This window comes from Bacteroides xylanisolvens (assembly GCF_018289135.1).
Taxonomy (GTDB): domain Bacteria; phylum Bacteroidota; class Bacteroidia; order Bacteroidales; family Bacteroidaceae; genus Bacteroides; species Bacteroides xylanisolvens.
In genome coordinates, this window is record NZ_CP072216.1 from 1,350,188 (window position 1) to 1,376,523 (window position 26,336).

The window sequence follows — 26,336 nt, forward strand, 5'->3', positions numbered from 1 at the left end:
AAGTATTAAACGATTAGAAAAAGTATCATGAAGAAGTTATTGCTGGCAGTTTTTAGTATAGCCACCACTTTCTCTCTGTATGCGCAAAGGGAAGTTCCGCAGGAACGAATGGAGCAGATTTACGAGGAAGTAAAGACACCATACAAGTACGGGCTCGCAGTTGCCCCGGCAGACAATTATCATAAGATTGATTGTCCTACCGTTTTTCGTCAGGGAGACAAGTGGCTGATGACTTATGTGGTTTACAACGGCAAAGGTGGAACTGATGGTCGTGGTTACGAAACGTGGATAGCAGAAAGTGATAATTTGCTCGAATGGCGCACTTTGGGACGGGTTCTTTCTTATCGGGATGGAAAATGGGACTGCAATCAGCGTGGCGGATTTCCTGCATTGCCGGATATGGAATGGGGTGGAAGCTATGAGCTTCAGACTTATAAAGGTCGCCATTGGATGACTTATATCGGCGGTGAAGGAACAGGCTACGAAGCTGTAAAAGCTCCGCTTTATGTCGGACTGGCATGGACGAAAGGAGATATTTCTACGGCACATGAATGGGAATCTCTGGACAAACCGATTTTGAGCATCCATGATAAAGATGCCCAATGGTGGGAAAAGCTGACTCAATATAAGAGTACCGTTTATTGGGATAAAGATAAAACATTGGGAGCTCCGTTTGTGATGTATTACAACGCGGGCGGGCATCATCCGGAAACGAATTTAAAGGGCGAACGTGTCGGCATTGCGCTTTCCAAAGATATGAAAACATGGAAACGCTACTCCGGAAATCCGGTCTTTGCGCATGAAGCTGATGGAACCATTACAGGAGATGCGCATATCCAAAAGATGGGAGATGTGTATGTGATGTTTTATTTCTCTGCTTTTGAACCTTCGCGTAAATATAAAGCATTCAATACATTTGCCGCCAGCTATGATTTAGTGAACTGGACCGACTGGAAAGGGGCCGACCTGATTATCCCCTCCAAGAACTACGATGAACTGTTTGCTCATAAGAGCTATGTGGTGAAACATGACGGAGTGGTTTATCATTTCTATTGTGCGGTAAACAACGCAGAGCAACGTGGCATTGCCATTGCTACCAGTAAGCCGATGGGACGTTCGGCTGTCCGTTTCCCGAAACCGGAAATCAAGAACCGCCGGCAAATTATTGAATTAAATGAAGGCTGGAAAACTTGGAGAGTTGAGAATGGAAAGTTGAGAGTTGAGAGTGAAAAGACTGTGAATATACCTCATAACTGGGATGATTATTATGGGTATCGTCAATTGACTCATGGCAATCTTCACGGAACCGTTCTTTACAAAAAGGACTTCACCCTCAACAACTCTCAATTCTCAACTCTCAACTCTCAACTTAAAAAATATTTCCTTCGCTTTGAAGGAGTGGGTACATACGCCACCATTACAGTGAACGGAAAGGACTTCGGTCGTCATCCCATAGGGCGCACTACGTTGACTTTGGATGTCACAGATGAATTGAAACAGGGAGTAAATCGCCTGGAAGTGAAAGCCGAGCATCCTGAAATGATTGCCGATATGCCTTGGGTATGTGGAGGATGTTCATCGGAATGGGGATTCAGTGAGGGTTCCCAACCGTTAGGTATCTTCCGTCCTGTGGTATTGGAAGTAACGGATGAGATTCGCATAGAACCTTTCGGTGTACATATTTGGAATGACGAAAAGGCTGCTAACGTATTTGTAGAAACAGAGGTTAAGAATTATAGTAAAACAACAGAAACGGTAGAGTTAGTCAATAAACTAAGCAATGCCGATGGAAAACAAGTTTTCCGTTTGGTTGAAAAAGTAACTTTAGCTCCGGGAGAAATGAAAGTGATTCGCCAGCAGGCTCCTGTTGAGAATCCTGTCTTGTGGAATACGGAAAATCCATATCTCTATAAATTGGCTAGCATGATTAAGCGCGATACGAAGACAACGGATGAAATTTCGACACCCTTCGGTATTCGTACCATTAGCTGGCCGGTAAAACGAAACGATGGAGACGGACGTTTTTACCTGAATGGAAAGCCGTTGTTTATCAATGGAGTATGTGAGTATGAGCATCAGTTCGGACAAAGCCATGCGTTCAGTAATGAACAGGTTGCCGCAAGGGTAAAACAGATACGTGCAGCCGGTTTCAATGCGTTCCGGGATGCTCATCAGCCCCATCATCTCGATTATCAAAAATACTGGGATGAAGAGGGAATCTTGTTTTGGACACAATTTTCCGCCCACGTGTGGTATGACACTCCGGAGTTTCGTGAGAACTTTAAAAAGTTGCTTCGTCAATGGGTGAAAGAACGTCGTAATTCTCCGTCAGTGGTGATGTGGGGATTGCAGAATGAAAGCACTTTGCCTCGTGAGTTTGCACAGGAGTGCAGTGATATTATTCGGGAGATGGATCCGACTGCAAAGACAATGCGTGTCATAACAACCTGTAATGGCGGTGAGGGTACAGACTGGAATGTGATTCAAAATTGGAGTGGTACGTATGGAGGAGATGTGACGAAATACGGTCGTGAGCTCTCTCAAGCAAACCAATTGTTGAACGGAGAATATGGAGCGTGGAGAAGCATCGACCTACATACGGAGCCGGGAGATTTCCAGGTGAACGGAGTGTGGAGTGAAGACCGTATGTGTCAGCTGATGGAAACTAAAATCCGTTTGGCAGAACAGGCTAAAGATAGTGTTTGCGGACAATTCCAATGGATATACAGCAGTCATGACAATCCCGGACGCCGCCAACCGGATGAAGCGTATCGCAAGATAGATAAAGTAGGTCCGTTCAATTATAAAGGATTGGTTACTCCGTGGGAAGAACCGTTGGACGTATATTATATGTATCGCGCCAACTATGTTCCGGCTGCAAAAGACCCGATGGTTTACCTGGTATCACATACATGGGCCAACCGCTTTGAAAAAGGACGTCGCCGTGCCACTATCGAGGCTTACAGCAATTGTGATTCTGTATTGCTATACAACGATCTGACAAATGAAAAGGAAACCTTCCTCGGACGTAAAAAGAACAACGGAACAGGCACTCATTTTATGTGGGAAAACCGGGATATTCGTTATAACGTGCTTCGTGCAGTAGGCTATTATAAAGGTAAACCGGTGGCAGAAGACCTGATCCTATTGAATGGCCTGGAACAAGCCCCTAACTTCGAACTTCTTTATCAGGATGATAAAAAGATATTGAAAGGAGAGGCAGGATATAATTATCTGTATCGTCTCAACTGTGGAGGGGATGATTATACAGATAGTTTCGGACAGTTATGGTTGCAGGACAATACGAATTATTCCCGTTCATGGGCGGAGAATTTCAAGGACCTGAATCCTTATCTTGCCAGTCAACGTACCACCAATGATCCGATTCGCGGCACTCGTGACTGGACGTTATTCCAACATTTCCGCTTCGGACGTCATCAGCTGGAATATCGTTTCCCTGTGGCAGACGGAACATATCGTATTGAACTGTATTTCACAGAGCCTTGGCATGGTACGGGCGGAAGCGCTTCTACCGACTGTGAAGGGCTGCGCATATTTGATGTTGCCGTGAATGATTCTGTTGTATTAGACGACTTGGATATTTGGGCTGAAAGCGGTCACGACGGAGTTTGTAAGAAGGTGGTATATGCCACAGTGAAGGGTGGAATGTTGAAAATTCATTTCCCGGAAGTGAAAGCAGGACAAGCCTTGATTTCAGGCATTGCTATTGCCAGCACAGATCGGGAACTGAAACCGACGGTATTCCCTGCGTCCGGCTGGAGTTGGGAAAAGGCGGATAAAGAAGTAATGGAAAAGACTCCGAAAGAGTTACTTCCGGAAGACAAAAATGCTCGTGTCAGTATATCATACGAAGCGGAAACGGCAGTGCTGAAAGGCAAATTCCAAAAGAAAGAACATCGCAAACAGATGGGAGTGTTTTTTGGTAAAGGAAAAGGCAACAGTATTGAATGGAATGTTTCTACCGGGTTGGCGCAAGTGTACGCGCTTCGCTTTAAATATATGAACACTACTGGAAAGCCAATACCTGTCTTAATGGAATTCATTGACTCAAAAGGAGTTGTATTGAAAGAGGACGTATTGAGCTTCCCGGAAACACCGGATAAATGGAAGATGATGAGCACCACCACCGGAACCTTTATCAATGCCGGACATTACAAAGTATTACTTTCGGCAGAAAATATGGACGGAATTGCTTTTGATGCATTGGATATTCAATAAATCTTTCTATCAATTGATTTCAATAAAACGGGATACGGATAAGGTAAACTTTCCGCATCCCGTTTCTTTATATTCGGATCATTTTCTTAGAAATAGAATATAGATGTTATTTTTTTATGATTCAATGTTCCGATTTTAATTATTTAAAAGATAGGAATTAAATAATCTCTATCTTTGAGGACAAACAAAAAGAGCAATAATGGAAAGTAATATACCAAAGTATGATTTGCCGGTTGATTATATTGTAGGAGAGGGATTCGCAAAAGATTTACTGAAGAGCTATAAGAATTTTCCATGTAAGATTGAATCCGGCTTATTTATTCTTTGTATAAAAGGCACTATGGAGGTGACGATCAATACCAATACCCATCATATTAGTGAAAATGATTTAATAACTTTGCCGCCTAATTGCATATTAGAGGTGCACACATTCTCATCCGATATCCAGATTTATTATGCAGGCTTTTCATCTCATTTTATAGAAAGTATAAATTTGATGAAAGCTACCCAGCACCTTCTTCCGGTAATTATGGAGAATCCAATAGTTGCTTTATCTCCACTTCAGGCCTGTAGTTATAAAATGTTTTATGAATCATCTATTCTTTCATACGCTTCACTTAGGACGCGCGAAAATAAGGAGATAGTAAAAGCTGTTCTTACCATGTTTATCCAAGGGGCTACAGAAATATATAAGTTACAGAATAATTGGTATTTGTCTTCTCAATCAAGAAAGTATGAGATTTATCAGGAGTTTTTAAAATTAGTCATGAAACATTATACAATCCATCACGGAACATCTTTCTATGCTGATGAGTTAGGACTTAGCCTGCCCCATTTCTGTTCTACAATTAAAAAGGCGGCAGGAAATACTCCATTAGAGGTGATTGCTTCTGTCATTTTGATGGAAGCTAAATCCCGTTTAAAGTCGACCGATGAACCTGTAAAAAATATAGCTCTATCTTTAGGGTTTAATAATATCTCCTTCTTTAATAAGTTTTTTAAGCAGCATACTGGTATTACCCCTCAAGAATATAGAGGACGCTAATCTTCTGTTTTTCTATCAAATGGTAATGTAACGGTAAAACAACTACCTTTCCCAATCTCTGATTTAACGGAGATATCTCCTTGCAGATGTTCTACAATCGTTTTACAGATAGAAAGTCCTAAACCGGTTCCCTGTTTAAAAGTATCTACTTTGTAGAAACGATCAAAGATTTCATTCAAACATTCTTGCGGAATTCCCGAACCGGTATCTTCTACAAATATTTGTACTGAATCCGCATTTCTGTTATCAAGCGTATACCCAAAATGAATATATCCTTTTTGGGTGAATTTCCGGGCATTATTAATGAAATTGCATATTACTTGTTTCAGGCGTGTAATATCTGTGTTGATATAAACATCTTCATCCGGTAATAATGACTTTATTTCAATTTCGGAAATAGGTTTCATTGCCTGTTCTTTCTCTATGTCCATCATTAAAGAGTTAAGGGAACAGTTGGAGAAAGTAAATTTAATCGTATTTGATTCAATCTTGGACAAATCAAGTATGTCGTCAATCAATCGTACTAAATGTTCGCTATTGATGCTGATTAGTCGCACGAAATCGGCACGTTCCTCTTCACTTAACTCATCATAAGTGGAACCTATAACATCAGAAAAGCCGACGATTGCATTCAGCGGCGTACGGATCTCATGACTCATATTAGCCAGAAACGCCATTTTAAGACGATCGCTTTCTTCTGCTTTTTTACGTGCCTCGATTAAGGTGTTTTCTATGTCTTTATATTCCTGAATACTCAAGCAGATTCCCACTAACCGATAGGGATGGCCGGATATGTTTGCAATATAAGTTGACTGCCCTTCAAACCATTCCCAAGTACCATCTCCCCGGCGCAAACGGAATGGAACTGTTTTGTCAAAAGTTGTATTACCACTAAGTTGTACAACAAAGGCATCAGCCATAGGTTGTCGATCGTCCGGATGAATCATATTCACATACTCCTCCATTGTCAAAGTATTATTTTCTCCTGCCGGAATACCTAAATGTTCAAAATAACGATCGTCAAGAGTAAATTCACTCCGACTTATATCATAATACCATGGATAGATTCTGGTTCTTTGCAAAGCAGTATTCAGAATATATTCCTGTGTAAGCTCTACTGTAATATTGCGGAAAAAGAATAAGATCTTGTTTAAATTAGTTCTATCCCTGATCGTTGCAAATTCTCCTCTTATGGGAAATTGTGTGTAATCAACCTGTTCTTGCATGAAGGTATGTTCAGGTAATGAATACGTATTTTCTCCCTGACGAATCTTTTCCAGAATAGTCGAAAGTATATCTTCCTTTTTATTTAGCAGTTTAAATAAACGATTGGTAGGAAAGGGAAGCATATCATTGACCGACGGATGAACATGCAGTTCTGCAAAAGCCTGCTGATTGAGTTGTATAACTTCTCCATTTGTATCAAATATAATCACTCCGTCGGGTAAAATGTTTAATAATTCATCGTTATAGAGTGTCTGTTTGTAATCTTCCATTTCTTTTATTGTTTTGTACTGAATATAAGATATATGAGACATATCTTATAACAAAGAAAACCATTTCTGTGAAGATTATAACATATTTACAGCTCTTTTTGAGCGACTTATACGGTTATTTTAAATTGCAAGATATTTAATGTTAATACAATATTCTTATTTTAATATTCGATATTCAAATATTAATAGAGAGAATGTGCCAAAACTCCTTTATGATTTTATTTTGGCACATTTCTTTTTCTTTATCTAGTAAGCTTTATCCCATTTATTTGCCAATCGTTTTTGGCTGTTCCTTCTGTGAAATTGAATGATTTAGTTTTGAGAGGTAATGGTTTGAAAGTTAGGGAAAATTCGGCTTCTCCGCTTTCAGGCAGAAAGAAATGCTTACCGGGGGTAATGCCGTCAGCCTTTTGTAATGTGTATGATGCACCTTGCTCGTCTACTAGTTTGGCATTTACACTTACTTGTATCCAGTATTTGGGTATGTAATATGCATAAAAATGAACGATAGTGGCTGTATCAGTCAATTCTACCTGCTTCACTTCAAGAATATCAGTATTGGTTGATTCAAAACTTGGATAGTTAACTACTTTTCTATTGGTGTCCCCGGTGATACTCATCTCACGCTTTGGCGCATCCAAATATCTACGCATCTTTAATTTCAGGCTGCCTTTACCATAGCCCGACCACATTTTCACGATTTTGCCTTCGGGAGAGATAAGGACATAATTCGGAATACCGTTGACGTCATATACAGCATATAGTCCTGCAGTCTGTTTTAAGTCGCTTAAGTTTTGCCAAGTCATTTCATGTTGCGCAGAAGCAGCTTTCCATCTAGTTTGCGTATCCGAACTCAAACTGATGATGGTGAGTCGGTCTTTATATTGCTCTTGAATCTCTTTCATTTCGGGCAAAGCCATGATGCAGGGACCACAACCGCTGCTCCAGAAATCAAGTAACATATATTTTCCTTTGAAGTCAGCCAAATGATGAACTTTTCCATCTAAATCAAAAAGATCGGCATCTGCCACGTCATCTCCTTCTTTCACCGTTTTAGGAGGGAAGAGATTAACCCTAATTTCTTGTCCTTCAATGGAAGCTTTCTGCTCTTCGTTCAATCTGTCATACAAAGCCAGTATTTCTTCCTTATTGGTAAACTTTGGATTGTATTTCAAAGACATACTCAAACGGAGTAATTTTTCCATCCAGACATTGGAAATAGGGAGTTCTTTCATCAACTTTAATTCCCGTTGATTAATAATGGAAGATATACTATCACTCTTTGTTCGAAGTGCTTTTCGTTCGGTTTCTGAAGCTGAACGCATACTTCTTTCTTTGATAGCCAAGCGTTGAAATTCGTCCCATAAGTCACGGGAATCCTCAATGAATCTATTATGTTCTTGTTGTTCTTTTACTGGACTATCTACCCTCCATGTATAAATCAGAGGGTTTGTGCCCGTTACTTTTATTTTTGCGCCCGGAGTTGCATAAATATCTAACGACATTGGAGGGAAATCTGTATCGCGACACATGAGAGACAGTTGATCCATACCGCTTTCTCCTGCATTTCGCTTGAAAAAGAAAGTTCCATTACGTATCGTATCCGTACCAACTATGCTTCCTACGCGTCCATCCGTCAAAAATAAGGAAACATGAGTTCCGTCTTTCACTCCTTTTACCTCACCTTTAATTGTGTACTCGTGTTGTGCTTGTGAAACGAGACTGCCTAATAAAAAAAAGCTGCTAAATAGTAGTTTTTTCATCATCATAATATTAGAATTAATTATACGCCACAAGGTAAAGATTTTCTTCATAGAGTGTTACTCCTTTTATTGTTCTTTAATATTTCTATAAAAGAAAGGGGTACAAAATACCCTTTCGTCCGTCTACTTGATATGAAGAAAAAAGAACGAATGAAAATATATACTTTACTGCTTGGCGCATTGTTTGTAAGTCCTACACAGGCACAAACAATGCATGATTGGGAGAATTATCATGTTCTCCAGATCAATCGTGAACCGGCAAGAGCCGCTTTTACCCCTTTCTCTGTACAGAAAGGAGACGGCTCAATCTCTTTAGACGGAACCTGGAAATTCCGTTGGACTCCCGTTCCCAATGAAAGAGTCGTGAATTTCTATCAAACAAATTTTAATGATAAAGATTGGACGGATTTTCCTGTTCCCGCCAATTGGGAAGTGAACGGATATGGCACGCCTATCTATGTTTCAGCAGGCTATCCGTTTAAAATAGATCCTCCACGGGTGATGGGAGAACCGAAAACTGACTATACCACGTATAAAGAACGAAACCCGGTAGGGCAATATCGGCGTACCTTTGTCTTGCCGGCCGGATGGGAAGCGAATGGACAGACTTTTCTACGATTTGAGGGCGTAATGAGCGCCTTTTATGTTTGGATCAATGGCGAACGGGTAGGGTATAGCCAAGGCAGTATGGAACCGAGTGAATTTAATGTCACGAAGTATCTGAAATCCGGAGAAAATCAAATTTCACTGGAAGTCTACCGATATAGTGACGGTTCTTATCTGGAAGATCAGGATTTCTGGCGTTTTGGTGGTATTCATCGTAGTATTCATCTGATACATACGCCGGATATTCATGTCCGTGATTATGCGGTACGCACTCTTCCTGCATCTGCTGGTGATTATGAAGACTTTATTTTGCAGATTGATCCGCAATTCAGTGTATATCGAGGGATGACCGGAAAAGGGTATGTCTTACAGGGAGTATTGAAGGATGCTTCAGGCAAAGAAGTTGCCACATTGAAAGGCAATGTGGAAGATATTCTTGATTTGGAGCATAAAGCAAGCCGGATGAATGAATGGTATCCGCAGCGTGGCCCGCGTAAGATGGGACGTTTGTCAGCCATTATAAAATCGCCGGAAAGATGGACGGCAGAAACACCCTATCTTTATAAATTACACTTAACTCTCCAAAATGGAGAAGGAAAAGTCGTAGAACAGATAGAACAGGCCGTGGGCTTCCGCTCTGTAGAAATTAAAAAAGGACAACTGTTAGTGAACGGTAATCCGGTTCGTTTTCGTGGAGTGAACCGCCACGAACATGATCCACGGACAGCACGTGTCATGAGCGAAGAACGAATGCTTCAGGATATTCTTTTAATGAAGCAGGCAAATATAAATGCTGTGCGCACCAGTCATTACCCGAATGTAAGCCGTTGGTACGAGCTATGCGACAGCTTGGGATTGTACGTGATGGACGAAGCGGATATAGAAGAACACGGATTGCGTGGAACACTCGCAAGTACCCCCGACTGGCATGCAGCATTTATGGACCGTGCGGTCCGTATGGCGGAACGTGATAAGAATTATCCATGTATTGTAATGTGGAGCATGGGAAACGAAAGCGGTTATGGACCGAACTTCGCTGCTATTTCGGCATGGCTGCATGATTTCGATCCCACTCGTCCTGTACACTATGAGGGGGCGCAGGGAGTGGACGGAAATCCTGACCCGAAGACGGTCGATGTTATCAGCCGCTTTTATACCCGGGTGAAACAGGAATACTTAAATCCCGGCATTGCAGAGGGAGAGGACAAGGAACGCGCTGAAAATGCACGTTGGGAGCGGTTGCTGGAGATTGCGGAGCGTACCAATGACGACCGTCCGGTAATGACGAGTGAATATGCACATTCCATGGGGAATGCATTAGGAAATTTCAAGGAATATTGGGATGAGATATATAGCAATCCCCGTATGCTGGGTGGTTTTATATGGGATTGGGTAGATCAGGGAATCTACAAGACATTACCCGATGGCCGTACCATGGTGGCTTACGGCGGTGACTTTGGCGATAAGCCGAATTTAAAAGCTTTCTGCTTTAATGGATTACTGATGAGTGACCGTGAAACTACGCCTAAATATTGGGAGGTAAAAAAAGTATATGCACCGGTTGAGTTGAGAGTTGAGAATGGAGAGTTGAGAGTAACCAACCGGAATCATCATACTGATTTATCACTTTATCGTTGTCTGTGGACATTATCAGTGGATGGTAAGGAGAAAGAACGGGGAGAAATAACATTGCCGGAAATAGCTCCAGGGGAAAGTGGCACAATCGGTTTGCCGGCTTTCCGTTCATTGAAACCTCTTTCCGATTGCCAACTGAAAGTAAGCATTGTTTTGAAATCGGATGCTCTTTGGGCAAAGGCAGGACATGAAGTGGCCTGGGAACAATTCTGCTTGCAGAAAGGAGATTTAGCTTCTGCCGATTTAATTAATAAAGGAGCGCTTCAGGTGAAAGAGGATGATAAATCTTTATTGATTAGTGGGCACGGTTTTTCTGTCCAGTGGGAAAAGAAAGTGAACGGAAGTATGACTTCCCTTATATATAAGGACAAAGAAATGCTGGCTCACTCCGATGATTTTCCGGTTCAGCCTGTCACTCAAGTTTTCCGTGCTCCGACAGATAATGACAAGAGCTTCGGAAACTGGTTGGCTAAAGACTGGAAATTGCATGGGATGGATCATCCGCAGATAAATCTGGAATCTTTCCACCATGAAAAACGTGCAGACGGGGCGGTCATTGTCCGGATTCAAACAAGTAATTTATATAAAGAAGGAAAAGTGGTGACGACTTCTGTCTATACGGTCTTTTCAGATGGAACGATTGATCTGAAAACAACTTTCTTGCCACAAGGAGTTCTTCCTGAAATTCCCCGTTTAGGAATCGCATTCTGTCTGGCGCCTGCTTATGATACATTTACCTGGTATGGCAGAGGACCACAGGATAACTATCCTGACCGCAAAACATCTGCTATGATAGGGCTTTGGAAAGGAAGTGTTGCAGACCAATACGTACATTATCCACGTCCGCAGGACAGTGGAAACAAAGAGGAAGTGCATTATCTTACCTTGACCGACAAACAGAATAAAGGCATTCGTGTTGACGCGGTAGAAAACGCATTTTCTGCATCTGCCCTGCATTACACCGTACAAGACATCTATGAAGAAACTCACGATTGCGATTTAAAACCACGTGCGGAAGTCATTCTTAGTATGGATGCTGCCGTACTTGGATTAGGAAACAGTAGTTGCGGACCGGGTGTATTGAAGAAATATGCCATAGAGAAAAAAGAACATACGCTGCATCTCCGCATCAGTAGTAAACAATGATAGCAATAAATAACTAACACAATAATAAAAGTAACAATGAAAAAAGTAACCACTTTATTATCAACCTTGGCGTTGGCAACTACCCTGGCTGCTCAAAACCTTCCACAAACGGAAAGGCAATATCTCTCCGGTCACGGATGCGACGATATGGTTGAATGGGACTTCTTTTGTACCAACGGACGCAATTCCGGCAAATGGACGAAAATCGGCGTACCTTCCTGTTGGGAATTGCAAGGCTTCGGCACTTATCAGTATGGGATCACTTTCTATGGAAAACCATTTCCTGAAGGCGTTGCCGATGAAAAAGGTATGTATAAGTACGAGTTTGAAGTTCCGGAAAAGTTTCGCGGTAAACAGGTCAATCTTGTATTCGAAGCTTCAATGACAGATACGGAAGTAAAAGTGAACGGACGCAAAGTGGGTTCCAAACATCAGGGAGCCTTCTATCGTTTTTCATACAACGTCACGGATTTCCTGAAATATGGCAAAAAGAATTTATTGGAAGTCACTGTTGCCAAAGAGAGTGAAAATGCCAGTGTGAACCTTGCCGAACGTCGTGCTGATTATTGGAATTTCGGCGGTATCTTCCGTCCGGTATTCCTGGAGGTGAAACCAGCCGTAAACCTGCGGCACATTGCCATTGACGCAAAGATGGATGGAACTTTCCGAGCCAACTGTTACACAAATATCTCTAATGACGGAATGAGCATCCGTACACAGATTTTAGATAAAAAAGGGAAAAAGATAACGGAAACCACCGTACCCGTAAAAGCAGGAGGCGACTGGACTTCCCTGCAACTGAATGTATCTAACCCCGCATTATGGACAGCGGAAACTCCGAATCTTTATAAAGCGCAATTCTCTCTATTGGATAAGACCGGTAAGGTTTTGCATAGTGAAACAGAAAATTTTGGTTTCCGCACAATTGAAGTACGCGAAAGCGACGGACTTTATATAAACGGAGTACGTATCAATGTACGTGGTGTCAATCGCCATAGTTTCCGTCCTGAAAGTGGCCGTACGTTGAGTAAAGAGAAGAATATCGAAGATGTTCTTTTGATGAAAGGCATGAATATGAATTCTGTCCGTTTGAGCCACTATCCGGCTGACCCGGAATTTTTGGAAGCCTGTGATTCTCTCGGACTTTATGTGATGGATGAATTGGGAGGCTGGCATGGCAAGTATGATACCCCCACCGGAGTACGTCTGATTGAAGGCATGATAGAACGTGACGTGAATCATCCGTCTATTATTTGGTGGAGTAATGGTAATGAAAAAGGATGGAATACCGAACTGGATGGAGAGTTTCATAAATACGATCCGCAGAAACGTCCGGTTATTCACCCGCAAGGTAACTTCTCCGGTTTTGAAACCATGCATTACCGCTCTTACGGAGAAAGCCAGAACTACATGCGCTTACCGGAAATCTTTATGCCTACGGAATTCTTGCATGGTTTGTACGATGGCGGCCATGGTGCCGGATTATATGATTATTGGGAAATGATGCGCAAGCATCCCCGTTGTATCGGTGGATTCCTTTGGGTATTGGCAGACGAAGGTGTGAAGCGTGTAGATATGGACGGATTCATTGATAACCAAGGAAACTTTGGAGCAGACGGTATTGTAGGACCACATCACGAAAAGGAGGGTAGCTACTACACTATCAAGCAGTTATGGAGTCCGGTACAAATCTTGAATACTTCTATCGACAAGCAATTTGATGGCAAATTCTCCATAGAAAACCGTTACGATTATCTGAATCTGAATACTTGCCGTTTCCTTTGGAAGCAAGTAAAATTCCCGCTGGCAACAGATGCGTCCAATGCTGCTATTCAAGTGTTGAAAGAGGGTGAAGTGCAAGGCAGTGACGTGGTTGCTCACTCGGCAGGCATTTTGGATATAAAAACAAATATCCTCCCCAATGCAGACGCCCTCTTTCTGACAGCAATCGACCCATACGGCCATGAACTTTGGCGCTGGACTTTCCCGGTCAACAAACTGAATCAGCAGACAGAACAGCTTTCTCCCTTGTCCAGTCGTCCTGCTTATACAGAGACAGAAAATGAGCTTACTGTGAAAGCGAATAAGCGTACGTTCATCTTCTCAAAGAAAGACGGACAACTGAAAGGGGTATCTGTAGATAACCGTAAGATTAACTTCGCCAATGGTCCCCGTTTCATTGGAGCCCGTCGTGCAGACCGCTCATTGGATCAGTTCTATAACCATGATGATGAGAAAGCAAAAGAAAAAGACCGCACATACAGCGAATTCCCTGATGCTGCCGTATTTACGAAACTGGATGTGAAAGAAGACGGAGGTAATCTGGTTGTTACCGCCAATTATAAACTAGGCAATCTGGATAAAGCCCAATGGACAATTAACCCGAGTGGAGAACTGGCTTTGGATTATACCTACAATTTCTCCGGTGTCGTAGACTTGATGGGTATTCGTTTCGACTATCCTGAAGATCAGGTAATCAGCAAACGCTGGCTGGGTGCCGGACCTTACCGTGTATGGCAAAACCGTATTCACGGAACACAATACGATGTATGGGAAAACGACTATAACGATCCTATCCCGGGTGAGACTTTCACATATCCTGAATTTAAAGGATACTTTGGTGATGTTTCCTGGATGAATATCCAAACGAAAGAAGGCACTATCAGCCTGACAAACGAAACTCCCGACGCATATATCGGAGTATATCAGCCTCGTGATGGCCGCGACCGTTTACTTTATACTCTTCCCGAAAGCGGAATCTCTGTCCTGAACGTGATTCCTCCGGTACGTAATAAAGTAAACTCCACCGATTTGTGTGGTCCCTCTTCACAACCGAAATGGGTAAATGGTCCACAAACCGGACGAGTCATTTTCCGGTTTATGTAAATGAATCATATAAAGGTATCCACATTGCGTTGGATACCTTTTTTATTTGGCCTTCTCATCGATTTTTCAAGGAAAAAGGCTATAAGTGGGGAATAATCATTATTTTTGTTTCGTTTTATACATTCAGATTAATGAATTCTTTCCTATGTACACAATACTAATTATAGAAGATGAACCCCGGGTTGCAAGTTTGCTGATGAACGGACTGGAGGAAAATGGCTATCAGACAATGGTGGCTTATGACGGACTGATGGGCTTACGGCTTTTTCAGACGCATACATTCGATCTGGTTATATCCGACATCGTTCTGCCTAAGATGGACGGATTTGAACTAGCGAAAGAAATTCGCAAAACCAATCCCCATATCCCTATATTGATGTTGACGGCATTAGGATCGACGAACGATAAACTGGACGGTTTCGATGCCGGTGCAGACGATTACATGGTGAAACCTTTTGATTTCAGAGAGTTAAATGCCAGAATCAAAGTGCTGTTGAAACGTGTGGCGGGTAATGCACAGGAATTGCCGCAGGAACTTGTCTATGCAGATTTGCGTATTGACCTTCAACGTAAAGACGTAGAACGAAACAGCATATCCATAAAACTTTCTCCTAAGGAATACAACTTACTGTTATATATGGTAGAAAATGCCGAAAGAGTATTGAGCAGGGTTGAAATAGCAGAAAAAGTATGGAACACCCATTTTGATACAGGAACGAATTTCATAGATGTATATATCAACTATCTTCGCAAAAAGATAGACCGGGATTTTGAACCGAAACTTATTCATACCAAAGCCGGAATGGGTTTCATACTGACTGATAAAATATGAAGATCAGGACAACGTTGACTCTACAATATGCAGGGCTTACAGCTGCGGTATTCTTCGTATTTGTGATGGCTGTCTACTATGTAAGTGAACATTCGCGTAGCAATGCTTTCTTTCGTAATCTTCAAAGTGAAGCTATAACCAAAGCACATTTATTCCTTAAGGATCAAGTAGATGCCAAAACCATGCAGTCTATTTACCTGAATAATCAGAAGTTTATTAATGAAGTAGAGGTTGCCGTCTATACAACAGATTTTAAAATATTATATCACGATGCTCTGCAAAACGATATTGTCAAAGAAACGCCGGAAATGATAAAGCGTATTTTGCAGCGGAAGAACATCAATTTCTATGTGGACGAATATCAGGCTATAGGACTGGTATATCCGTTTGAGGGCAAAGACTATGTGGTTACCGCCGCAGCCTACGACGGTTACGGATACGCCAACCGGGATGCGCTAAGAAATATGCTTATTCTCCTATTTATCGGTGGATTGAGCGTATTAGTGGTTGTGGGGTATATCCTTTCTCGAAGCACTTTAAAACCGATACGTAATATAGTGAAAGAAGCGGAGAAAATCACAGCATCGCATATTGATAAAAGATTACCCGTAAAAAATGAACAGGATGAACTGGGAGAATTGAGTACGACATTCAATGCATTGTTGGAACGCCTGGAAAAGTCTTTCAATTCACAAAAGATGTTCGTCAGTAATGTATCTCATGAATTGCGTACCCCCATGGCAGCTCTTACAGCCGAATTGGATTTAGCTTTATTGAAAGAACGGAGCTCCGAACAATATCAGATGGCTATCGGCAATGCACTGCAAGATTCGCGTCGGATTGTTAATCTGATCGACGGATTATTGAATCTGGCAAAAGCTGACTATCAGTCGGAACAGATAACAATGGAAGAAGTCCGTCTGGACGAACTGTTGCTGGACGCCAGAGAGCTGGTACTAAAAGCTCATCCGGATTATCACATCGAATTAGTATTTGAGCAGGAAGCCGAAGAAGATAATGTGCTGACAATAATCGGAAACAGCTATTTGCTGACCACCGCTTTTGTGAATCTGATAGAAAATAACTGCAAGTACTCTTCCAACCGGGCTTCATCAGTCCTGATCGCCTATTGGGAGCAATGGGCAATCATTCGTTTGTCTGATAACGGTGTAGGTATGTCTGATACGGATAAAGAAAACCTGTTTAAACTGTTTTATCGTGGAGAGAACAAACATATTGCTCCTGGAAATGGTATAGGCATGGCCTTGACACAGAAGATTATCCACCTTCACAAAGGCGAACTGACCGTATCTTCCCATAAGGATGAGGGCACTACTTTTGTGGTGAAACTTCCGCATATTTAAGAAATTCTAATAGCTTTCTAATACCACTCTAATCATTCTCTAACAGCTTCCCGGTGAAGTCTTCCTTACTTTTGCATCGAATTAACAAATGCAGTTAGTAACTTAAAAAAAATTAGAGAGTATGGTATGGAAGAAAAAACTGCGTTCATCACAGTACATATTCAATTCAGAGAAAGTATTTTTGGTTGCCACACAACCCGGTAAGTCAATCTATTCATACTTACAGACAACAAAGCTTGGATTAACGTTGGGAGAAGTGCAGGAGCGACAATCCGTTTATGGAAGAAACGAAGTGGTGCATGAACAGAAAAAGAATCCGTTTATCCTGTTTATCAAAACGTTTATCAATCCTTTCATTGGCGTTCTGACCGGGCTCGCCATTATATCCTCATTTTTGGATGTATTGATGGCCGATCCCGGAGAGCAGGAATGGACGGGAGTCATCATCATCTCATCCATGGTGCTGTTCAGTGCTATCCTGCGTTTTTGGCAGGAATGGCGAGCAAGTGAGGCTACGGATTCTTTAATGAAAATGGTAAAAAACACATGTCTTGCCAAACGTGCGGGAGAGCATGAAGAAGAGATCGAAATTACGGAACTCGTTCCGGGAGATATCGTGTATTTGGCAGCCGGGGACATGGTTCCTGCTGATATTCGGATCATCGATTCGAAAGACCTGTTCATCAGTCAGGCTTCATTGACAGGAGAGTCCGAACCGATAGAAAAGTTTCCGGAGGTACGGGGACAACAGTTTCGGAAAGGAAGTGTCATCAAGTTGGACAATATTTGTTATATGGGTTCCAATGTGATAAGTGGTGCGGCAAAAGGAATCGTTTTTGAAACGGGGAACAAAACCTATCTGGGTACTATTGCAAAGAGCCTGGTCGGGCATCGTGCCACTACAGCTTTTGACAAAGGCATTAGTAAGGTTAGCTTCTTATTGATTCGTTTCATGCTGGTTATGGTTCCATTTGTGTTTTTCGTAAATGGCTTTACGAAAGGGGATTGGTTTGAAGCTTTCATTTTCGCCATATCCGTTGCGGTTGGTCTTACTCCGGAAATGTTACCAATGATTGTGACTGCCAACCTTTCCAAAGGAGCGATAGCCATGTCCAAAAAGAAAACAATCGTAAAGAATCTCAATGCCATTCAGAATTTTGGAGCGATGGACATACTCTGCACTGACAAAACCGGTACATTGACTTGCGATAAAATCGTATTGGAGAAATATATCAATGCAGATGGCAGTGACGACAACAGTAAACGTATTCTTCGTCATGCTTACTTCAACAGTTATTTCCAAACCGGTTTAAGGAACCTGATGGATAAAGCGATTCTTTCTCATGTAAGAGATTTGAGTCTGGAACATCTGAAGGATGACTATACCAAAGTGGATGAAATACCTTTCGACTTTACGCGCAGAAGAATGTCTGTTGTAATAGAAGACAGGCAGGGAAAGCGGCAAATCATCACCAAAGGAGCGGTAGAAGAGGTTCTCGATGTCTGTTCCTATGCCGAGTTCAACGGGCAGATTCATCCCTTGACTGATGCATTGAAAATCAAAGCAAAGATGATTAGTGAAGATATGAATCAGCAGGGGATGAGGGTATTGGCAGTCTCCCAAAAAAGTTTTATCGAGAAAGATTGTAATTTCGCCATCGAAGATGAAAAAGAAATGGTATTGATCGGGTATCTTGCTTTTCTTGATCCTCCGAAACCTTCTGCTGCCGAAGCCATCGAACAATTATATGCGCATGGAGTAGCAGTTAAAATTCTATCGGGAGACAATGATATTGTAGTGAAAGCGATTGCACGACAGGTAGGAATTGACACCAGTCATTTTCTTACGGGGATAGAAATAGAAAATATGGACGAAACAACATTGAAAGAAGCGGTAAAGGATACCACTTTATTCTCAAAACTGACTCCATTACAAAAGACGCAAATCATCTCTCTGTTGCAGGAACAAGGCAATACGGTAGGATTCTTGGGAGATGGAATCAATGATGCAGGTGCATTGCGTCAGTCGGACATTGGTATATCAGTCGATTCTGCTGTGGATATAGCCAAAGAAAGCGCAGATATTATCTTGTTGGAAAAAGATTTGATGGTATTGGAAGACGGAGTGCTCGAAGGAAGAAAGACATTCGGCAATATCAATAAGTACATAAAGATGACTGCCAGTTCCAATTTTGGTAATATGTTCAGTGTGATGTTTGCCAGTGCATTCCTGCCGTTTCTGCCCATGATGCCGATACATCTATTGATCCAGAACCTGTTGTATGACATATCGCAGACCACCATTCCTTTTGACCATATGGACCCGGAGTTCCTGAAGAAACCCCGTAAATGGGATGCGTCCGATCTAAGTCGTTTTATGATTTATGTAGGTCCCATCAGTTCTATCTTTGATATTATCACGTATCTGGTCATGTGGTACGTATTTAGCTGCAATAGCCCCGAACACCAGACACTGTTTCAAACCGGATGGTTTGTGGAAGGTTTGTTATCACAGACATTGATTGTCCACATGATACGTACCCGCAAGATACCGTTCATACAAAGCCGTGCCACATGGCCTGTAATGGGACTGACCTTCTTAATCATGGCAATAGGTATTCTTATTCCTTTCACCGCTTTCGGGCGTTCCATCGGATTGACAGCTCTTCCTTTGAGCTATTTCCCCTGGTTGGTTGGAATTTTGCTCTCTTATTGCATTTTGACGCAGATCGTGAAGAACTGGTATATCAGGAAGTTTGTGCGCTGGTTATAGCTTTGTCTGTTTATCTCGCAAATTAAATGTATATATTGTAAAAGATTTAAAATTGAGACGAATTGTCTATCAAGAGTTTTTGCCCCTAAAATTAATTTCATATATTTAGGAGCAAGAACTCTTATTTATTTAGATTTGCAAACTTTCTAATATTCAGGCACGATGAAACACTATTATTCCTTTCTGATAATAACCTCTTTGTTATTAGCCGGATGCGGGCAAAAAGACCGGGCAAAATCTCAATTCGAATCATCTGTACAGACAGAAGAAAGTTATTCGTTAGCGAAAGAATATATAAAAGAGGCTGTTATCACAGGAAAAGTGTTGAACCGGGATTTTTATCCTCAAGAAAAGGAATTAACTCTCATCATTCCATTTTTTTGGAAAATGGAAAATCAATATCGCACCCCCATACAAGAAGATGGCTCATTTTCATTCCGCTTTCCGGTTTATGCAAAATTAAGAGAAGTTTCCATTCGCAATTATGCGGAACATTTGTATATCCACCCGGGAGATAGCATACACGTGGAAATAGACTTCAAAGATCTTTTTCATCCCAAAGTAACAGGTGATGCAGAAAAGTTGAATCAAGAAATACTGGCATTTACAGAAAGCGCCTACTATTACATACAGAATTATAGTATAAACCCGAATTTGAATATTAAGGATTTTGAGGCTGAATTAAAGAAGGAATATGACTTTCGTTTGGAGCGAAGAAACGAGTATCTGACAAAGTATAAACCAATGGAAGATGTTACGTTATTTACTGAAGAGTTACTGAAACAGGACTATTATTACGCTTTGTTATTCTATGGCAGCCAATGCCAGTTTAAAACGAGAAAAGAAATGGATCGGTATCATAAACTTCTGCCTGCGATCAATAAACTTTATAATAAAGGGATTCTTTCGGCACGTTTATATGATATTGCCGATGAGGTAGAACGTTATATAGCTTATGGGATAACATACAAAGATAAAAAAAATCCATCTGTAGAAGAGATTATGTCGGCAGTAGGAGAGAATGAACTGAACCAGTATATATATACTAAAATGGCAGTTGGCTCTTTGAATGCAAATGATACACTTGCTTTAACAACGAGGCATACACAGTTTGATTCGATCGTAAAAATGCCGCATTTGCGTGCACAAGTGATGCAGATATATAATCAGACTAAATCTTACCTGGAAAATCCGCAACCAGTTTCCAATAATTTATTATATGGTGAGTTTCACGAAAACTCAAAGCTAAAAACATCTATGCCTTACATGGAACCCGTCTATAATATACTTGAGAAGAATCACGGGAAAGTGATCTATTTCGATTTTTGGGCTAGGTGGTGTCCACCATGCCTGGCAGAAATGGAACCTTTGAAACAATTGCGGAGTAAGTATTCCACCAAAGACCTGGTCATATACTCCATATGTGTAAGTGAACCCAAGGAGGAATGGGAAGAGTGCCTGAATGAGTATTCATTGAAAAACCGGGGAATTGAATGTATTTATGCATCTGATTATTTTGGAAAAGAGAACTTACAGAAAATTCGCAAACAATGGAAAATAGATAGAATGCCCTATTATCTGTTGATTAATAGAAAAGGGCAAATTGTAGATTTCGGAACTACGGCACGTCCCAGCAATCCGCAATTTGTATCTCGAATTGACGATGCCCTTAAATAACTTTATCATTAATAGGATCGTATGTCATTTCTTTATTCTTCTTTTCTATACGAAAGCTTTTTATTTTTGATGAAAGTGATTTTTCTAGGGTTTGTTTTGCTTTACGATACGTACCGTCATTGGATGGATGTCGTGAACTAACAATAGCTCCTATAACTTTTTTATCTTTTAGATATCCTTGATTGTAGAATAAGTTCACTGTATTGCCGATTTGTGTTATAGCGTGTGCAATATCCGTTCCTTTTAGTTCTACAAAAATATAAACACAATTAAGGGGTGATGTGTATACAAATAAGTAATCACACTTTCTATGCTCTGATGAACTATCAAAATAACCATCAATTTTTATTTTATCAACTTCGGAAATATCTTTAGATGCAATAGTGAACTTACTTTTATTTTCACAAATCGTAAAACGAGAAGTGCATTTACACTTTGAATTAACATATTTATGATCAAAAGAATCTGTATTCTTGAATACGAATCTTCTATTAAAACATTTACAACTCATTTCTTTCAATATTGCATAGTTCGTCAAAAATATATCCTAATTTGTCAGAAGCCGTATCTATGTATTCAGCTCCCAAAGATTTTATGTCAGTATCTCTTATATCTTTAACAGTTCCATCTGAATGAAAAAAGTAGGATGATACATCATCAAAATCAATTAGCGCCATTGATGGAATGAGTTCTTTAATTTTAGATAGCACCAACTTCTTTTTATTGCTTTTCTTTAATATTTCTTGTGCTAAAATTAAATTATCTACTACTGATAACACATATGGACTATGTGTCGTAATTACAATACTTCCATTTGATCTTCTCATCTTTCTCATGATCCAATCAATAAGGAAGTGTTGAGTAGAAGGAAATAAATTTAATTCAGGTTCTTCTATTACTAATATCTGTTTTTTCTTGCTTTCAACATATTGGTTAAATACAATCCACAACGGAATAATTGATTGAATTCCACTAGAAGTTTGAGATAGTTTTACTTCTTTGTTTTCATTCATTAGATATACTGTGTCACCATTGTTATTGAATGACACTTTAATGTCAAGAATGTTTATATCAATATTCTTATACTGAATTCTTGCTTTTTCGTATAAGCTACCAAAATCCTTTATGCAATCGGGAATACTAGCTCCTGCTTGAAGTAAAGAAAATATGCTATTAGAAAATGTTGAAATCAACAATCTTTCAGCTGGAATATATACTGGTATACATTCTTCATAAAGGAGTCCAACTAAGGCAGGTTTTATTAACTCTACCATTGCGCTATCTTTTAAATCTAAGAGGTTTTTAAGACTTTTGATAAATTCTTTGTATGCAAAGTTATTTTCTTTTCGTTCTATAAATTTTAAAATAAAATCATATGACTTTGAAGTATTAGCCATTTCCATCAAATCAGCATCCTCGTAGTTACTGTGAAATTTATTTAAGCCTATTTCCCAATAGTATTTTTCATTGCTATAACAAATAATGGTTGTAGACGTAAATTCAAAATTAATATTATATTTATCCAATAACCTTAAGAAACTATTGAAATCTCCTTCTTTAATAGTCCAAAAAATCGAATTGTTAAATATTGCAAGAAGTTTTGCAATAGTACTTTTTCCACTAGAAGTATGTCCAATAAAGAAATTATATTTCTTTATTTCTATATTTGCGGATTTTATAGCCCCAAAATCTGTTACAATTAAATGTGCCATGCTCATTAAAAAATTTAAGTTATATCCCTCATATAAAAGAATAACTATTGGCAAATGTAGTCATTAATACTGGTATAATACCTAAAGTAGTTCTTTTTTATAGAAAAAAACAAGAAAAAGTTAGTAGATGTTCACTCATATTATAAATTTTCGCTAACTTCTTAATGTCTTCTTTGCCATTCACAATATGAGTACTGTCACCGATCCGGATGGCCTAACTACTTCATCGGAAGAAGACTTCTCGAACAGCTTAACAATAGGGATAAAAGACAAGGCTAATATCAACCTTGTCTTTTTTGTAGCTCTCTCATCAATTCATCTACAATATATGCATCGCTCATGAGATATAGATCTCCAAGTCGGTGGACAATGCGCTGGTAGCTTTCGCTATTATAAAATATATCAAGTGCCTGTAGACTGGAAATATGCAGACGGGTAGCAAGAAGTTCTACAATGCTGTAATATTTGCCTTGCATTACAATATCAGCATTGGGGATTTCTTTTGAGAGAGATGGGAAAGGCAAAAGTATAGCATCCACAAAATGTAAGTGTTCATCAATTACTTTTTGGTTCGTAATACAAATTTGATTGTTAGGCTCTTGATGAATCAAACGTGACAACGCTTCTTCACGAGTGTAATCACCACGCATATAAAGGTCAATAGTACGTATCACACGGTCATCTGCTATACCGCCTTCTATTATGTCATAATCCTGCCATATAACATTCCCTTGTCGACATGCTACAACAAAATCCAGCCAATGTGCATCGTAAGTGGTAAAGTGCAAATAATGAAAAGAAGAGTTACGGCAGGCATCTATATCCAATGAATAAATATTGAGCCATACACTTTTTTCATGGCGAATATCAGCTGTGCGAAGAGCCCAACGAATAGCCTGATCCTTTAAATCAGTAAGATAAAAGCCCACTCCGAAATCAAGATTTGGTCGGCATACTCCAGCTAATGGTTGTTCTACACGGTAAGTAGAACCATGATAAACAGTTAACATGACTTATCTCCTTTTTGCTGTGTCGAAACTTGAAAAGGACGATAATCTTTCGGTAACCATTGTGGATCACGATGATAGATATATTCTAATAAAGAATCTACTATGTAGGCTTTGCCTTGGGTATGCAAAGTATCATAAAAAGCATTTATATAGCCGTCTATAGCACCTAATTCTTTTAGTTTATTATATACATCCGCACTATAGCGTCCTAACCGTTCAGCTGTATTCTCTATACAATAGATAATAAACTCTAATTGTTTTTCTTTGAGGGTCATATTATTTTCTCCTTTCTTATCTTAATCCATTAGCGAAAAAGATTAATATTAGCAAAGATAGAAAAGTTCCTTCTTTCTTCCAATTAATTAGTATAGTATATCACGTTTCCTTATGGAATATTAAATCAAAATCAATATACTTTCATTATAGTTTTATAGCTTTTTCTTCTTTCACCAATTTCCTCCATCTTTGAAATGCCCTCATCAGCGTTTCTTCCTGTACCAGTCCTACCATTTCGTAGTGCTCTACGAATTGTTCTATTGACTTTTTAAACATCACTCCTTTATTGAACTTATTTTCCAATAGAAAGGAGTATAATTCCGCTTTCATCTCCGTTTCTATTTCCTTTTCTATAATCAATGCACTATCGTTTCCGATATAGTTATAGACTTCCGGATTCTTCCCATTACGCGGTTTGGGCAGTACAAAGCAAATATTTCCAATTTCTTTCCATGAAGTATTTTGCGGATGAGGGACAGATAGTTGATGAAGGAAGTGATAAACTGGAGTAATGTGGGAGAGATGGATAGGGATAAGTCGTTTGGAAGAAGAAGGAGAGGAGGAATGAGACTGGTTCTCTGGATCGGGTTCTAAACTTTGTCGATATCGGACATACATATATCCAGCCAAATATGGCTTGATATTAATTGTAACTGTAACCATGGGATTTTTTTTAAGTTTGTAATAAAAAAGTATGTATATACAGCCCCTTAGACTGTGAATTCCGTTTGGTTTATTGAGAATATTCCCATGGTTATCGGGACGGAATTCTTCTTTTTATAATAAATTGATATACAGTGTATTATAGATACTGTTTTTTGGTTTAAAACCAAGGAGCCGTTCCTTTTAAAGGAACGACCTGTTTCTCACCGAGGAACGCCTTGTTCCTTTTAAAGAAACGGATGGTTCCTTAAAATCCGGGAACAAAACTAGCTGTAATATTCTGATCTTTCAAAACGCATAGTTGAAATACCACAAGTAATATGTAAATATAAATAACCACCCTTACACATCGTTTGTTTTGCGCGTGTATAAACGTTTAGTATGTCACAAAAGATAATTGAATAAGTTGGATAATAATTTAACAATGTTTATCCGATAAGTCCTTTTTATAGTTATCTAACCCTCATTTTAGTGATTTATAGAACTATTTTGGACGAAACTTCGGAATCAATGTGCAATTTCAGAACGTTTTACTTTAATATATATTTATTTTGTAATTTCGCATCCGATAATTATTTATTAACGCAAGCAAAAGCAAAATATTCAATATACGCATCTGATGAAAATACAATATATAGCAATTCTACTTTTGATATGTTGGGGAAGCATTTTAAAATGTTCGGCCCAAAAGGTAGCAGTAAAAACAAACCTGTTCTACGGTGCATATTCAGGTACTCCTAACTTGGGAGTAGAGTGGGGACTTTCTCCACGCACTACAATAGAACTTGGCGCCGGACTTAACTGGTTTACACCCAATAAAGCATCTTCAAATAAAAAACTGGTGCACTGGCTCGGTACAATGGAATATCGTTATTGGACATGTGAAAGATTTAGCGGACATTTTTGGGGGATACACATAATAGGAACACAATATAACATAGCCGGTCATCACTTGCCACTTTTATTCGGGGATAATTCCAGCCATTACCGATATGAAGGATGGGGAGCAGGAGGAGGCATCTCGTATGGTTATCACTTCCTTCTTAGTAATCGTTGGAGCCTTGAAGCAAATATAGGTGCAGGATATGTGCGGCTACATTATGACAAGTTCCGGTGTAAGACTTGTGGTGAAAAGGTCGGAACAGAAAACCGCAATTATTTTGGACCAACTAAAGCTGCAATCTCACTTATATTTCTTATAAAATAATACAAC

General features: G+C 39.9%; 16 protein-coding genes. 9 read left to right on the forward strand and 7 right to left on the reverse strand.

Annotation, left to right across the window (positions count from 1 at the left end; all coding sequences use genetic code 11):
* Positions 1-27 precede the first annotated feature (27 nt).
* The gene (locus INE92_RS05605; RefSeq protein ID WP_195436301.1) at positions 28-4,239 is read left to right on the forward strand and encodes a beta-d-glucuronidase/beta-L-arabinofuranosidase; all 4,212 of its coding nucleotides are present in this window, start codon (positions 28-30) and stop codon (positions 4,237-4,239) included.
* 199 nt (positions 4,240-4,438) lie between these two features.
* Positions 4,439-5,284 (forward strand): AraC family transcriptional regulator, encoded by an 846-nt coding sequence (locus INE92_RS05610; protein ID WP_004314666.1) that lies wholly within the window; start codon positions 4,439-4,441, stop codon positions 5,282-5,284.
* Here the strand turns inward: INE92_RS05610 and INE92_RS05615 are convergent.
* Both INE92_RS05615 and INE92_RS05620 read right to left on the reverse strand, forming a co-directional pair.
* Complete coding sequence (locus INE92_RS05615) at positions 5,281-6,780, reverse strand: sensor histidine kinase (RefSeq protein WP_004314671.1); 1,500 nt, start codon at positions 6,778-6,780, stop codon at positions 5,281-5,283. The two genes, INE92_RS05610 and INE92_RS05615, sit on opposite strands and share 4 nt — an antisense overlap.
* A gap of 242 nt (positions 6,781-7,022) precedes the next feature.
* Complete coding sequence (locus tag INE92_RS05620) at positions 7,023-8,549, reverse strand: TlpA disulfide reductase family protein (RefSeq protein WP_195436300.1); 1,527 nt, start codon at positions 8,547-8,549, stop codon at positions 7,023-7,025.
* Positions 8,550-8,693: 144 nt separating this feature from the next.
* On the opposite strand from INE92_RS05620, the gene INE92_RS05625 reads away from it, so the two are divergent.
* The 6 genes from INE92_RS05625 to INE92_RS05650 all read left to right on the forward strand — a co-directional run bounded on the left by INE92_RS05625 (position 8,694) and on the right by INE92_RS05650 (position 21,462).
* Positions 8,694-11,930 carry a glycoside hydrolase family 2 TIM barrel-domain containing protein gene (locus INE92_RS05625; protein WP_212701981.1) on the forward strand — a complete coding sequence of 1,079 codons (3,237 nt, stop codon included), beginning with the start codon at positions 8,694-8,696 and terminating at the stop codon, positions 11,928-11,930.
* Positions 11,931-11,966: 36 nt separating this feature from the next.
* The gene (locus tag INE92_RS05630; RefSeq protein ID WP_195436298.1) at positions 11,967-14,816 is read left to right on the forward strand and encodes a glycoside hydrolase family 2 TIM barrel-domain containing protein; all 2,850 of its coding nucleotides are present in this window, start codon (positions 11,967-11,969) and stop codon (positions 14,814-14,816) included.
* Positions 14,817-14,961: 145 nt separating this feature from the next.
* A complete protein-coding gene (locus INE92_RS05635) occupies positions 14,962-15,648 on the forward strand; it encodes a response regulator transcription factor (protein WP_195436297.1) in 687 nt (228 codons plus the stop codon).
* The gene (locus tag INE92_RS05640) at positions 15,645-17,012 is read left to right on the forward strand and encodes a HAMP domain-containing sensor histidine kinase (RefSeq protein WP_195436296.1); all 1,368 of its coding nucleotides are present in this window, start codon (positions 15,645-15,647) and stop codon (positions 17,010-17,012) included. The genes INE92_RS05635 and INE92_RS05640 overlap by 4 nt, the downstream gene beginning before the upstream one ends.
* 121 nt (positions 17,013-17,133) lie before the next feature.
* Entirely contained in the window at positions 17,134-19,785 is a 2,652-nt protein-coding gene (gene mgtA / locus INE92_RS05645) for a magnesium-translocating P-type ATPase (RefSeq protein ID WP_195436295.1), read from the forward strand.
* A gap of 162 nt (positions 19,786-19,947) precedes the next feature.
* Positions 19,948-21,462: a TlpA family protein disulfide reductase gene (locus INE92_RS05650; protein WP_195436294.1), complete on the forward strand. Its 1,515-nt coding sequence runs from the start codon at positions 19,948-19,950 to the stop codon at positions 21,460-21,462.
* Here INE92_RS05650 and INE92_RS05655 read toward each other — a convergent pair.
* The 5 genes from INE92_RS05655 to INE92_RS05675 all read right to left on the reverse strand — a co-directional run bounded on the left by INE92_RS05655 (position 21,455) and on the right by INE92_RS05675 (position 25,123).
* Positions 21,455-21,973, reverse strand: a complete 519-nt coding sequence (locus tag INE92_RS05655) for a hypothetical protein (protein WP_049702863.1) — start codon at positions 21,971-21,973, stop codon at positions 21,455-21,457. The genes INE92_RS05650 and INE92_RS05655 overlap by 8 nt on opposite strands.
* Complete coding sequence (locus INE92_RS05660) at positions 21,963-23,174, reverse strand: AAA family ATPase (protein ID WP_229096936.1); 1,212 nt, start codon at positions 23,172-23,174, stop codon at positions 21,963-21,965. The genes INE92_RS05655 and INE92_RS05660 overlap by 11 nt, the downstream gene beginning before the upstream one ends.
* A gap of 281 nt (positions 23,175-23,455) precedes the next feature.
* Positions 23,456-24,184 carry a DUF3990 domain-containing protein gene (locus INE92_RS05665; protein ID WP_117808881.1) on the reverse strand — a complete coding sequence of 243 codons (729 nt, stop codon included), beginning with the start codon at positions 24,182-24,184 and terminating at the stop codon, positions 23,456-23,458.
* Positions 24,178-24,459, reverse strand: coding sequence for a DUF3791 domain-containing protein (locus tag INE92_RS05670; RefSeq protein WP_008775716.1), 282 nt, complete (start codon positions 24,457-24,459; stop codon positions 24,178-24,180). The genes INE92_RS05665 and INE92_RS05670 overlap by 7 nt, the downstream gene beginning before the upstream one ends.
* A 145-nt stretch (positions 24,460-24,604) precedes the next feature.
* Positions 24,605-25,123 carry a hypothetical protein gene (locus tag INE92_RS05675; protein ID WP_008775715.1) on the reverse strand — a complete coding sequence of 173 codons (519 nt, stop codon included), beginning with the start codon at positions 25,121-25,123 and terminating at the stop codon, positions 24,605-24,607.
* Positions 25,124-25,742: 619 nt separating this feature from the next.
* On the opposite strand from INE92_RS05675, the gene INE92_RS05680 reads away from it, so the two are divergent.
* Positions 25,743-26,330, forward strand: coding sequence for a DUF3575 domain-containing protein (locus INE92_RS05680; protein WP_004314797.1), 588 nt, complete (start codon positions 25,743-25,745; stop codon positions 26,328-26,330).
* Positions 26,331-26,336: the final 6 nt, after the last annotated feature.